Source organism: Acinetobacter sp. YH01008 (assembly GCF_013420435.1).
In the GTDB taxonomy this organism is placed as follows: domain Bacteria; phylum Pseudomonadota; class Gammaproteobacteria; order Pseudomonadales; family Moraxellaceae; genus Acinetobacter; species Acinetobacter pseudolwoffii.
In genome coordinates this window covers 32,370-45,060 of record NZ_VOYD01000012.1, presented here as the reverse complement: position 1 = coordinate 45,060, position 12,691 = coordinate 32,370, and the positions used below count along the sequence as shown (strand labels likewise).

The following is a 12,691-nucleotide window of genomic DNA, read 5'->3' as shown; positions in this document are numbered from 1 at the left end:
TAACTATGTATACCGGTATTGTCCAAGGCCTGGAACAGGTCATCGAGATTCGCAAAGGCGATGGTTTTATTACCCTGTTGGTCAGTGATCAGCACGGCTTTTTTGCAGATGTGTTTATTGGCGCCAGTGTGGCAGTAAATGGTGTCTGTCTCACGGTGACCACGATTGACCGGGCGCAGAAACAGATTCATTTTGATATTTCCAATGTCACCTTGGCGCTTACCACCTTGAAAGCCTTAAAAATTGGTGATGAAGTGAATATTGAACGCTCTGCCAAAGTCGGTGCAGAAAACGGTGGACATAATCTGTATGGCCATATTGAAGGCAGGGCTAAGGTCATCCAGATTGAAGCTCGCGGTGAAACCCTGCATATCGATTTACAGATTCCAGAGGGCAATATCAAGTACTTCTTCCTAAAAGGCTTTATTGGGCTAAATGGCTGCAGCCTGACCGTGAACCGTGTCGATCGTGCCCACAGTGAAATTTCGATTGACCTGATTCCAGAGACCTTGCGCCTGACCACCTGGAAGCACATTCAGGTGGGCGATACAGTGAATTATGAAATTGACCAGATGACCCGTACTTTGGTGGATACTTTGGAAAATATTTATCAAGCCAAAGCTTAATGGTACAAAGAGACTGGTACGTGCAAAAATCAGTCTCCTATCATATTAATATTTTAATACTATTCCATCGGTAGCAGATTGCCTAAAATGCAGGCTAACCCCCTGATTTAAGAAAGTACCATGCATCTGATCTGGTTTCGCCAAGACCTTCGAATTCAAGACCATGCCGCTTTGTGGCATGCCACTCAACAAGGCCCCTGTGTGGCTTTGGTGGTGCTTTCTCCTGAGCAATGGCAGTTACATCAAGATGCGCCGATTAAAATCAATTTTTATCTGCGACGACTACAGGTTCTCAAACAGCAACTAGAACAACTGAATATTCCTTTAATTGTGCGAGAAGTCGGCTTGTGGCGTAATCTTGCTGATGAGATGTTAGCACTCTGCCAAAACTTGCAGATTGATAGCGTGCATGCGCATATTGAAGTTGGGGTCAATGAACTACAGCGTGATTTCAAGGTTCAGCAACGACTGGAACAGCAGCAGATTCGGGTCGAGCTGTATCATGATCGTACCCTCTTTCCATTGGCGAGTATCCGCAATCAGTCCAATCAACCCTATCAAGTCTATAGTGCCTTTAAGAAAAAATGCTATGAGCGGCTGATTCTCGATGTGCCTTCTGCTTATCCTGTGATTGCGTCTCAGGACTTGCTCGAATTGCCTGTAGAGCTGACACATTTTGATCTGGAAAAGTTTGCGGGTCGCTATTCAATAGAAAATTCTGAAAAACTTTGGCCCGTAGATGAAACTCATGCCCTACAGATGCTGGATGATTTTATCGAAGACCGCTTAAGCAGCTATCAAACAGATCGTGATATTCCAGCGCTTAATGGCACCAGTCAACTCTCGCCTTATTTAAATATCGGCATTCTCTCGATCCGCCAGTGCATTCAGGCGCTGTTTAAACAACATCATGGCTATTTCCAGATCGATGATCTCGGTCAACAAACCTGGCTGGATGAACTGCTGTGGCGTGAGTTTTATCAGCATACCCTGTTCGATTTTCCCCGCGTTTCCAGACATCGCCCGTTTAAAGAAAATACCGATAAACTCCAGTGGCGGCATGCACCTGAAGATTTGGCAGCCTGGCAACAGGGCCAAACCGGGATCCCGATTGTAGATGCCGGAATGCGCCAGCTACTGGCCACCGGCTGGATGCATAATCGGGTGCGCATGATTACCGCAATGTTCCTGTGCAAAAACCTGCTGATCGATTGGCGTTTGGGAGAAAGCTGGTTCATGCAGCAGCTGATTGATGGTGATCTGGCAGCCAATAATGGCGGCTGGCAATGGTGTGCTTCGACGGGTATGGATGCGGTGCCTTATTTCCGGATTTTCAATCCGGTCAGCCAGTCACAGAAGTTCAACCCGAATGGGGATTATATCCGTCAGTGGGTGCCTGAACTGGCGCATCTGGATGCCAAAAGCATTCATGAGCCCTATGCCAAAAACCCTGACCGTGAACTGGATTATCCAAAACCGCTTGTGGATTTAAAATCTTCCCGTGTCCGGGCAATCGAGGCTTTTAAGCAGCTTTAAAAAAGACCCGTCATCTTAAAAATATTAAAACAGCTTCTCATATAGAGGCTGTTTTAATATTCAAATCAGGAATAAAAACTTGGATCAGGCACTTTTCCGGTCAGCACCCATTCCCCCACTTCCTGATATTTATAATCCACCGGATCATGCAAGGTTTGAGTCCGAACATTACGCCAGAACCGGTCCAGATTCAGTTGCACAGTCGTTGCCCGTGCGCCCATGACCTGAAAAATATTCTGGGTAATATATAAAGAGCTATTGGTCGCGGCAATTTTGGCGGTGGCAATCGCAATCGAGACGTCACCACGCTGCTCGGCAGTCAGATCAGGGCCGATATTCCAAGCTTTCTGCAAGGTCTGAATGGCTTGATCTGCCAATAAACGCACGCTTTCCAGCTGCACATAAAACTCGGCAAAATGCTTTTGGGTAAAAGGATCATTCACTGCATGTTCAGCCAAGGATTTTGACCAGGCTTTTTGGGTTTGTACGGTCTGTTTGGCAACTTCAAAAGCCCCTTCGGCGACACCGAGAAACATATGCACAAATATCAGCTGCGCAATCAATGGACGTAAACTGGAATACGGCGTACTCAGTGGCCCCGGATTGAGCAGCAATTCATCCTGGTGAATGTTGACCTGTTCAAAATGACTGGTGCCGCTGTCAGTCTGGCGCTGGCCCATATTGTTCCAGTCGCCTAGAAAGCTCACACCCTGTCGCTGGGTAGGAATCACGCCAATCAGCAATTTTCCTGCTTCGTTATAACCTGAACACAGCAACATATCCGAATCGATCGAACCAGAACAAAAGCTTTTATCACCATGGAAAATATATTCATGTTCTGAGACTTGAGTTGCCGTGGTACGACGATCCAGCGGATTGAGAGTATTGCCCCAGAACAAATTATTTTGCGCAGTCTGTGCAAACCATTTGCCATATTGCTCGGGTTGGGAAAATAGCTGTACGGTGGCAATCAATAAATGATGAAATCCATAAACATGCGCCAGAGAGCTATCGACCTGCGCCAGGGTCTGAATGGTTTTAAAAATTGTCCGCCAGTCTGCACCCTGTCCACCATAGGCAACAGGAATAGACAAGCCGAGCAGACCACTGTTACGGATCAGGTCTCGTTCATGCTTGGGATTACCGCCCTGCTTGTCTCGCACTGCGGCAGTTTGGGCAAATTGTTCTGCCAGTTTCTGGGCAATATCGACAGGAGATTGATCTAAATATGGTGATCGTACATTCATTATTTTAACTCATGTTCAGCATGTGGGCAGCTTAGCAGATCAAGACGTTGCGCTATATTCGAAAGCATGCAGAGCTTATTCCTGATCTAAAAATACCGGCTGCGTGCAGCCGGTATTTTGCTTGTGGACTTTAGCTATTTAACGAGGATTGGCTTGTACTTCTGCAATCAGATGATCCACCACTTGCGGTTCAGCCAATGTCGAGGTATCGCCCAGGCTATCCAGCTCATTGGCTGCAATCTTTCTCAAGATCCGGCGCATGATTTTCCCTGAACGGGTTTTGGGCAAAGCGGGTGCCCAGTACAGTGCATCGGGTGTCGCCACTGGCCCCAAAATCTTGCGCACCCAGCTCACCAGTTCAGCACGCAATTCATCTGAACTGGTCACGTCGGCCTGTAAGGTGACAAAGGCACAAATTCCCTGCCCTTTAATGTCATGCGGCATACCCACCACAGCAGCCTCAGCCACTGCTTCATGCGCCACCAGCGCACTTTCAACTTCAGCTGTGCCTAAACGGTGTCCGGACACATTCAGCACATCATCGACCCGGCCAGTAATCCAGTAATAACCGTCTTTATCGCGACGCGCGCCATCTCCGGTAAAATAAGTACCCGGATAAGTCGAGAAATAGGCTTCGATAAAACGTTCCGGATCACCCCAGATGGTTCGCATCTGGCCCGGCCAGGAATCTTTAATCACCAGATTGCCTTCAGCTTCGCCTTCCAGCTCCTTACCATCCGCATCGACAATCGCAGGTTGTACCCCAAAGAAAGGCCGTGTTGCAGAACCCGGTTTCAAATCAGTCGCGCCTGGCAATGGCGTAATCATAAAACCGCCGGTTTCCGTCTGCCACCAGGTATCAATGACGGGACAGCGACTTTCACCGACCACGGTGTAATACCAGTTCCAGGCTTCAGGATTAATCGGCTCACCCACCGAACCTAGAATTCTCAGGCTGCTGCGGTCACTTTCCCGCACAAAGGCATCACCTTCACGCATCATGGCGCGGATGGCTGTCGGTGCAGTATAGAGAATGGTGACGTTATGCTTATCGACAATGTGTCCGGTACGCGCCCAGCTCGGATACTGCGGAACACCCTCGAACATAAGAGTCGTGGTGCCATTCGACAGGGGGCCATACAGCACATAGGAATGTCCGGTAATCCAACCGACATCTGCGGTACACCAAAAGATATCATCCTGTTTGATGTCAAACACTTCGCGGAAACTGCAATTTACATAGGTCAGATAGCCGCCCGTGGTATGCATCACGCCCTTGGGCTTGCCGGTCGAACCTGAGGTATACAGGATAAATAGCGGATCTTCGGCATTCATCGGTTCCGGTGGGCAGATGTCATTCACCGACATGATTTCCATGTGATACCACAGGTCGCGACCTTCCTGCATTTCAATCGGATTGCCGGTGCGATGCACCACTATTACATTTTGAATGGAGTCTGTACCAGCCAGTTTCAGGGCTTCATCAACATTGGCTTTCAGCGGAATCGGTTTCCCGCCGCGCATACCGGAATCGGCCGTAATCACCATTTTGGCCTGACAGTCTTCAATCCGGCTGGCTAGAGAATCCGGTGAAAATCCACCAAATACCACGCAATGCACCGCCCCGATACGCGCGCAGGCCAGCATGGCAATCGCGGCTTCAGAGACCATGGGCATGTACAGCATTACCCGGTCGCCTTTAGCAATGCCATTTTTTTTCAGCACATTGGCGAAACGGCAGGTTTCGTCATGCAACTCGGCAAAAGAAATAATCTTGTGCCGTGAAGGATGATCCCCTTCCCAGATAATGGCCGGCTTATAGGGATGTTCTTTCAGATGACGGTCCAGACAGTTGGCGCTGACATTGAGCTGACCATCAGCAAACCATTCAATTTTAAAATTGTCGGGATCGAAACTGGTATTTTTGACTTGGGTAAAAGGCTTGATCCAGTCCAGACGTTGTGCCTGTTCTGTCCAGAATGCTTCTGGCTGCTCGATGGAATGTTGATAACGTTCGAAATACTGGTCTTCAAGCGTGCGTGCTGTTTTTTTAAAATCTTCGGGTACTGGATAGATCTCTTGCATATGTCACTTCCTTGATTTTGTTCTATCTCATCACGAGAGGTTAATGCTGTGTTGTTGATTGTTTTTTATGCATAATGGCAGTATGGCCTGCTTATTTCGAATCCGGCAATCATGCTTTCGTCGTAGATTATTTATTCAAATTCAAACAAAATAAAGCATAACTTACAGTACAGAATATTCTGCATAACTGTGTATGATCTGTAGCAATGCCCTTTAAAAAATAGAATTTAGCTCTCGCTCTTATTTCATTTTGTTCAGTTCAGGATCATATTTATGAAATCGCCAGAATCTCCCTATTTCACCCCTCCCGCTTTGGCGGCAACGGATCATCCCTTGTCGATAAAAGGCCGTTTCGGGCGTTTGAGTTTTATTGCGTGGTCAGCATTTCTACATTTCATCTTCCTGTTTAGCAGTATTGCACTGGGCTTAAGTATTGATATTGTGAATATTGCAGTTCATTCAATGGATTCTAACTGGCTACTTTCACTACAAGGTTTGGCCGGTATCGGCGTGCTGATCATGATTCTGGTCTATGCCTATTTCGCTTTAGTGGTGACCGTTCGCCGTTTGCATGACATGAACCGCAGTGGCTGGTGGGCGCTGCTGCTGTTGCTGCCCTTGGTAAACATTTTTGTATGGCTTTATATCGTTTTTGGTTCGGGAGATCGCGGCATAAATGACTACGGCCCTGCGCGGATGACCCTGCTCTGGGAAAAGATGCTGGCCTGGCTGATGATTGTCCTGATACTACTGAGCCTATTTGGGTCGCTGGCTTTATTGGGTTATATGAGCGGTGGAGAACATCCACATATCCCGCCTGAGATCATGCAAAAAACCACACAATATTTTTAACAGCCGTCTGCTTATTTTTAGGAAATATCCATTCCTGGCGGATAGCGCTTCTTAATTTTTTGCTCAACATCAGGCAAAATAGGCAAAATTTAAATGATGGAATTTTTGTGGCAGAGCAAAATAATACCTTAAGCCAGGTCACTGAGGGCACCACGGAGTTGTTGCATCAGGCAACTGAAAAAACCACCCAGACCGTGATTGAACATACTGCCAAGTACAACGATGCCTATAGCACCATTGACAAGATCATGGAAGGTTTCTGGGAGCGTGTGCCTTATTTCTGTATTGCGCTGTTGGTCATTGTCATCTTCTGGCTATTGTCAAAACTGTTTAAGTTTTTTGTGCGCAAAACTTTAGAGAACCGCTCTTATACCCGCCAGAATCTGGTATTGGTCCTGAACCGTGTCGGCAGTACCTTTATTATTTTCTTTGGTGTTTTGATTGGACTGGTCATTGCCGTGCCTGGCTTTACCCCGGGTCAGCTCATGAGTGCCCTCGGGATTGGTTCAGTCGCCATTGGTTTTGCCTTCAAGGATATTTTCCAGAACCTGCTTTCTGGTGTGCTGATTTTACTCGGTGAACCATTCAAGATTGGCGATGATATTATCGTCAATGGCATGGAAGGCACAGTCGAAGATATCCAGATTCGTGCGACTTTTTTGCGTTCACCGGATGGCCGCCGTATCGTGATTCCCAATGCCACGGTCTATACCAGTGCCGTGACGGTAAACACGGCCTATACCCGCCGTCGCTGTGAGTTTGTAGTGGGTATTGGCTATGAAGATGATATCCAGAAAGCCAAAGACCTGATTACCGCCATTTTAGATAAAGACCCGACCATCCTCAGTCAGCCGGGCTTTAGTGTCAATGTCACGGCGCTGGCTGATTTTTCCATTACCTTAAAAGCGCTCTGGTGGGTCGATACCACTGAGACAGGCACAGGAACCTCAATCAGTGCGGTGCAGGAACGCGTGATTCAGGCGTTTGCCGAACATCATATTTCAATTCCTTATCCGGTACAGGAAGTCAAAGTCTATCGCGGCGAAGGCAATGAAGATGCCTCAGCTCGTGCTAAACAGACGACCTAGGACATAGGGAATCACGGTTTCAGTGCGGAGAATACGGTTGCCCAGACTCACAGCCTGACAGCCGTTTTTAACCAGTAAATCTACTTCATACGGAATGAATCCGCCTTCCGGGCCGATGATCATCGTACAAGGATGCGGAATCGCAAAAGGCATGGATTGTTCGGCATAAGGATGTGCCACATAAGCGGGTCGGTCAGCCGTAATCAAGCCTGGCAAAATATCTTCAACAAAAGGTTTAAAACGTTTATACAGCTCGATTTTCGGAGCTATTGTATCCCCGGCCTGTTCCAGTCCCAGCTCGATATAATGATTTAACTGCTGTAAAAATGGGGTTTGCCAGTAGCTTTTATCGACGCGATAACTATGCAGTAAAATGATTTTTTCCACGCCCAAAGTGACACTGTCCATGATCAGACGACGCAGCACTTTCGGCCGTGGCAAGGCCACAATTAAAGTTACGGGTAATTTTTTTGGAATAGCATCTTCTTGAAGCGGTTTTAGTCGCACTGCTTTTTCAGAAATCTCGACAATCTCGGTGAGATAGCGCTGACCTTCCAGCACTCCCACTTTTAAGGTATCTCCAACTTGAATCTGCACATGCTGCTGTAAATGTTCCAGTTGACGTTTCGATGAAATCGTCCAGAGATCCGATTGTGTTTGTCGATAGTCAAGAAGGACAATATTCATAGAAGATTTTATACCGAAGAACTGTTGAATGACCTCTATCCGCTAGAGGGTGGCGACATGGATGTCGCGCGTATCCCTGAGGGATAAGGACATCCCTTCAGTGATACAAAAGATTTTTGCTACTTTTCATCTTTGAAAAGTAGGCTAGATAAGCCAGCTTAGAAATATTGAAAAAACTTCAATCCACACAGCCTAACGACGGCATCCTTGCCGTCTTGGTAAATCCAATATCTGTTACTTATCAATATCAATTAAAGATACTGATCAATCACCTGAATATGCTTGGCAAGCGATCCCGTATTTAACTGCATAATTCTCTGCGCTGCTGTATTTAAACGTTGTGCCTTGATTTGATCTTGCAAAAGTTCCAGCAATACCTCTGCCGCCTGCTGCGCATCCTGCACAACTTCTACTGCATCTGCTTGAACGAATTCATCGACAATGGTCTGAAAATTAAAATAGTTTTTGCCTAAAACAGTCGATACATTCAAAGCAATCGGCTCCAGAATATTATGCCCGCCACCCGGCTCATTCAGCGAGCCACCGACATAACAGGCCTGACTCAAAGCATACCAGAGCCACATTTCCCCCATCGAGTCCGCCAGATAAACCTGGGTATCTGCTTCAATGTTCTGGGCCAAACTACGGCGCTGAGTTATTAAATTTAAACTCTGTGCAGCCTGAAACACCTCATCAAAACGTTCCGGATGACGGGGTACGACGATACATAAAAGTTTTGGGTTGCTATCTAAAGCCGATTTTAAAGCGCTTAGAATGTCTTTTTCTTCAGGCGCATGGGTACTGGCCAGTATCATAATTTTGCGACCTGCCAGTTGCCATGCTTGCTTCAAGTTTGCAGCATGTTCTACAAAACTTTGTGGTGCAGTAATATCAAATTTGATATTGCCCAAAACCTGGGTTTTTTCGGCGGTGATTCCCAACTCGATATAACGCTGCTGGGTGGCAGTATCCTGTGCCAAAAGCTGACTTAACTGCTGTAGCATGCTCCGGGTCAGACCTTTAACCCTGGCATAGCCCTTGGCCGACTTTTCCGAAAGACGCGCATTTAACAAAATCGTGGCTACATCAAATTCTGGTGCCTGATCCAGCAGATTCGGCCAAAGCTCGGTTTCCATCAGCAATAACAGTTTTGGCTGATACTGCTGATAAAAATCACGGATCAGTACTTTCTGATCAGCGGGTAAATAGACGGCTTGAAATAAATCCAGATAAGGTGTTTTTAAAAAAAGTGATTTGGCCCGTGCCTGACCGGTTTTGGTGGTATTGGTGACCAGTACCGGATGACCCGATTTTAAATAATGTTCGATGAGAGGCTGGGCAGCATTGGTCTCACCGACCGAGACCACATGAAACCAGATGGCATGCAGATTTTTGGGCGGCTGAAATGGGCCGAAACGTTCTGTCAGTTCTTGTTGTAATTGTTCAGGATCGGTCGCACGTTTACGAATACGCGATTGATATAAGGGTTTAATCAGAGCTAACGCTGCGTTATACCAAAATGGAGTAGCCAAATGCGCCTCGAAACAGATTCAATCGACAAAATATAACAGAGCCACATCGACATGTTAATCGATGTGGCTCATTTTTAGATTATTCTACAGTAGTTAAAGCGTCTGCTTCAGCCAATGTCGGATAATCAATATAGCCTTCTGCGACATTGGTTCCGATCATATTTTCCAGCTTCAGTTCATTCAGCGGTGCATCTTCGAGCAGACGCTCGTATAAATCCGGATTGGCAATATAAGCCTTACCAAAAGCTACCGCATCTGCTTTGCCTGAAGCCAGCAATTCAATCGCATCGTCACGACTTAAACGCATATTGGCCATATACGGCACGCCATTTGAGCGCTGTTTCATATACTCCGAGATACTGTCTTCCGCCAGATATTCACGGGTAAAGAAGAACGCGATCTGGCGCTTGCCCAACTGTTCCATGACATAACCGAAGGTTTCACGTGGATCATTGTCGCCCATATCGTGTTCATCGCCACGCGGTGCCAAATGAATTCCGACACGGTCTGCACCCCAGACATCAATCAGTGCATCCATGACTTCCAGCAGGAAACGGGCACGGTTTTCGACTGACCCCCCGTATTCATCTTCACGCTGGTTGGTCTTGGTTTGCAGGAACTGGTCAATCAGATAACCATTGGCTGCATGTAATTCAACCCCATCAAAACCGGCAGCTTTGGCGCGAATTGCCGCCTGTTTATATTGTTCGGTAATGGTATGAATTTCTGAAATTTCCAGCGCACGCGGCAACACATAAGGACGTTTTGGACGCAATAAACTGACATGACCGGCCTGTTGTACACTGCTCGCCGATACTGGCGTTTCACCATTTAACAGTTCTGGATCAGACACACGGCCCACATGCCACAGCTGCGCCACAATCAGGCCACCTTGGTCATGTACCGCTTGAGTCACCTGCTGCCAGCCTGCTACCTGCGCATCAGTAAACAGCCCCGGAGTATTGCGGTAACCATTGGCTTCTTCAGAAATCACCGTGGCTTCAGAAATGATTAAACCGGCACTTGCACGTTGTGCATAATATTCGGCCATCATTGGCGTTGGTACGCGGTCGTCAGTTGCACGACTACGCGTAAGCGGCGCCATGATGACACGGTTTTTAAGTTCTAACGCGCCAAGCGTTAAAGGAGAATTTAATTCAGCCATCGGTACTCCCACCTGTTGGATTAAAGGTGTTGTTGCATATAGTCGATATATTGCTGAATCAAAGCTTCATTACGCGAGAAATAAGACCATTGTCCGTGCTTGGTCGCGGTGATTAAACCGGCCTGCTGCAAGACAGACAAATGATTGGACATGGTGGACTGAGAGACTTGTCCTAACTTTTCAATCTGCCCTGCACAGACCCCGCGTTGAAAGCCGCCACACTCTTCCACAGACAGATATTGTTCTGGCGATTTCAACCATTCCAGAATCTGCCGGCGTATCGGATTGGCTAAGGCTTTAAAAATTAGATCAAGATCCATAGGTACATCACAATCTGTAGCGTAACAAAATTTGTTTCAGCATCTAAACCGATTATATCGCATTTTATCGATTTATATATCGATAAATTTAGATATAAGAGTCACAGTCTGTACTAACTTGGTTACGCCAGCTATTTAAACAATTTCTTACAAGCCCTGTTTCAAGCTTGCTTCGATAAATTTATCCAGATCGCCATCCAGAACCGCGCCGGTATTGGAACTTTCGACACTGGTACGTAAGTCTTTAATACGTGAATCATCCAGAACGTATGAACGAATCTGGCTTCCCCAGCCGATATCAGACTTAGTATCTTCCAGCGCTTTTGCAGCATCATTACGAATTTGCATTTCACGTTCATAAAGTTTGGCGCGTAACTGCTTCCAGGCATGGTCGCGGTTGGCATGCTGTGAACGCTGGTTCTGACAGGCCACTACAATCCCGGTCGGTGCATGCGTTAAACGAACCGCAGAATCCGTTTTGTTAATATGCTGACCACCGGCACCCGATGCACGATAGGTATCGGTACGCACATCTGCCGGATTAATTTCGATCTCAATATTGTCATCGACTTCAGGCGAAACAAACACAGCCGAGAATGAGGTATGACGACGGTTGCCCGAGTCAAATGGCGATTTACGCACTAAACGATGTACGCCTGACTCGGTACGTAACCAGCCATAGGCATATTCACCGTCTACACGAATCGTCGCTGATTTAAGCCCTGCGACATCGCCGTCCGATTCTTCCATGATTTCTGCTTTAAAGCCATGGCGTTCAATCCAGCGCAGGTACATCCGCATGAGCATGGATGCCCAGTCCTGCGCTTCAGTACCACCCGAACCGGCCTGAATTTCTAAATAACAAGGATTAGGATCCATCGGATTGTTGAACATACGACGGAATTCAAGTTTAGCCAGTTCTTCTTCAGCTGTAGTCAGTTCAGCCTGTACATCTTCCAGTAAGCCTTCATCATCCGCTTCCACTGCCAGATCAAGCAAGGCCTGCGCATCTTCAAGCTGTGTGGTCAAACCATCCAGCACATTTAATACGTTCTCAAGTTCGCCTTTTTCTTTGGCCATGGCCTGGGCACGACTCTGGTCATTCCAGATGGTGGGATCTTCTAATTCACGCAGGACTTCTTCTAAACGCTCTTTTTTCAGATCGTAGTCAAAGATACCCCCGTAGTGTTTGACCACGTTCGTTTAAGTCTTTTAATTGGTTTAGATACGGATTAATTTCCACGTGAATTACTCTCAATCAAAATTAGGCACAAATTATTTAGCCCCATATTATAGCACAGTCTATTTCTGCTATTTCAGTGTGATGGATCCAGTCCAAAGCTCGAATGTCATCCCAATTTAGAGTTATGTTTTCGTCAGAAAATTTTTGACAATTGAATCGGTTATTAAATGTCGTTTTGATCTGAAGCTTGATCGGATTTCACGTCTCGCATTCATTATCAAAATATACTTTTTCACTTAATTTTATCGTCTAAAAAAACCTACCAAATTGAATAAAAAATCAGCAAATTCAATACATTCCACAATATCTA

Annotated in this window: 11 protein-coding genes; 4 read left to right on the top strand and 7 right to left on the bottom strand. The window is 46.5% G+C overall.

The features are described from left to right. The first annotated feature begins 5 nt into the window (after window positions 1-5). Both FTT75_RS08585 and FTT75_RS08580 read left to right on the top strand, forming a co-directional pair. Complete coding sequence (locus FTT75_RS08585; protein ID WP_100329499.1) at window positions 6-626, top strand: riboflavin synthase subunit alpha; 621 nt, start codon at window positions 6-8, stop codon at window positions 624-626. A 120-nt stretch (window positions 627-746) separates the two neighbouring features. Further along, a complete protein-coding gene (locus FTT75_RS08580; protein ID WP_180186252.1) occupies window positions 747-2,162 on the top strand; it encodes a deoxyribodipyrimidine photo-lyase in 1,416 nt (471 codons plus the stop codon). Window positions 2,163-2,227: 65 nt separating this feature from the next. On the opposite strand, the gene FTT75_RS08575 is transcribed toward FTT75_RS08580, so the two are convergent. Both FTT75_RS08575 and acs read right to left on the bottom strand, forming a co-directional pair. Then, on the bottom strand, window positions 2,228-3,409 hold the full coding sequence (locus FTT75_RS08575; protein ID WP_180186251.1) for an acyl-CoA dehydrogenase family protein: 1,182 nt from the start codon (window positions 3,407-3,409) through the stop codon (window positions 2,228-2,230). Between the two features lie 138 nt (window positions 3,410-3,547). After that, a complete protein-coding gene (gene acs / locus FTT75_RS08570; RefSeq protein ID WP_074383876.1) occupies window positions 3,548-5,494 on the bottom strand; it encodes an acetate--CoA ligase in 1,947 nt (648 codons plus the stop codon). A gap of 273 nt (window positions 5,495-5,767) precedes the next feature. Here acs and FTT75_RS08565 point away from each other — a divergent pair, with 273 nt between their 5' ends. Together FTT75_RS08565 and FTT75_RS08560 are read left to right on the top strand one after the other, a co-directional pair. Next, window positions 5,768-6,346, top strand: a complete 579-nt coding sequence (locus FTT75_RS08565) for a DUF805 domain-containing protein (protein WP_180186250.1) — start codon at window positions 5,768-5,770, stop codon at window positions 6,344-6,346. A 107-nt stretch (window positions 6,347-6,453) separates the two neighbouring features. Then, a complete protein-coding gene (locus FTT75_RS08560) occupies window positions 6,454-7,434 on the top strand; it encodes a mechanosensitive ion channel family protein (protein ID WP_180001008.1) in 981 nt (326 codons plus the stop codon). On the opposite strand, the gene FTT75_RS08555 is transcribed toward FTT75_RS08560, so the two are convergent. The 5 genes from FTT75_RS08555 to prfB form a co-directional block, all read right to left on the bottom strand. After that, window positions 7,408-8,121, bottom strand: coding sequence for a 16S rRNA (uracil(1498)-N(3))-methyltransferase (locus tag FTT75_RS08555; RefSeq protein WP_180186249.1), 714 nt, complete (start codon window positions 8,119-8,121; stop codon window positions 7,408-7,410). The two genes, FTT75_RS08560 and FTT75_RS08555, sit on opposite strands and share 27 nt — an antisense overlap. Before the next feature lie 251 nt (window positions 8,122-8,372). Continuing rightward, the gene (locus FTT75_RS08550; protein WP_180040800.1) at window positions 8,373-9,653 is read right to left on the bottom strand and encodes a 3-deoxy-D-manno-octulosonic acid transferase; all 1,281 of its coding nucleotides are present in this window, start codon (window positions 9,651-9,653) and stop codon (window positions 8,373-8,375) included. Window positions 9,654-9,732: 79 nt separating this feature from the next. Beyond that, window positions 9,733-10,818 (bottom strand): alkene reductase, encoded by a 1,086-nt coding sequence (locus tag FTT75_RS08545; RefSeq protein WP_180040798.1) that lies wholly within the window; start codon window positions 10,816-10,818, stop codon window positions 9,733-9,735. A gap of 20 nt (window positions 10,819-10,838) precedes the next feature. Then, on the bottom strand, window positions 10,839-11,138 hold the full coding sequence (locus FTT75_RS08540) for a helix-turn-helix transcriptional regulator (RefSeq protein WP_005173210.1): 300 nt from the start codon (window positions 11,136-11,138) through the stop codon (window positions 10,839-10,841). 147 nt (window positions 11,139-11,285) lie between these two features. Further along, window positions 11,286-12,381 (bottom strand): peptide chain release factor 2 gene (prfB, locus tag FTT75_RS08535; RefSeq protein WP_100329506.1). Its coding sequence is split into 2 segments (ribosomal slippage): window positions 11,286-12,308 and window positions 12,310-12,381, totalling 1,095 coding nucleotides; the frame shifts between segments, so codons are not numbered across the junction. Window positions 12,382-12,691 lie beyond the last annotated feature (310 nt).

Excerpts from the sequence above, each read along its gene's own strand:
- FTT75_RS08585 (WP_100329499.1), top strand. The coding sequence starts at position 6 with ATGTATACCGGTATTGTCCAAGGCCTGGAACAGGTCATCGAGATTCGC.
- FTT75_RS08580 (WP_180186252.1), top strand. The coding sequence starts at position 747 with ATGCATCTGATCTGGTTTCGCCAAGACCTTCGAATTCAAGACCATGCC.
- FTT75_RS08575 (WP_180186251.1), bottom strand. The coding sequence starts at position 3,409 with ATGAATGTACGATCACCATATTTAGATCAATCTCCTGTCGATATTGCC.
- acs (WP_074383876.1), bottom strand. The coding sequence starts at position 5,494 with ATGCAAGAGATCTATCCAGTACCCGAAGATTTTAAAAAAACAGCACGC.
- FTT75_RS08565 (WP_180186250.1), top strand. The coding sequence starts at position 5,768 with ATGAAATCGCCAGAATCTCCCTATTTCACCCCTCCCGCTTTGGCGGCA.
- FTT75_RS08555 (WP_180186249.1), bottom strand. The coding sequence starts at position 8,121 with ATGAATATTGTCCTTCTTGACTATCGACAAACACAATCGGATCTCTGG.
- FTT75_RS08545 (WP_180040798.1), bottom strand. The coding sequence starts at position 10,818 with ATGGCTGAATTAAATTCTCCTTTAACGCTTGGCGCGTTAGAACTTAAA.
- FTT75_RS08540 (WP_005173210.1), bottom strand. The coding sequence starts at position 11,138 with ATGGATCTTGATCTAATTTTTAAAGCCTTAGCCAATCCGATACGCCGG.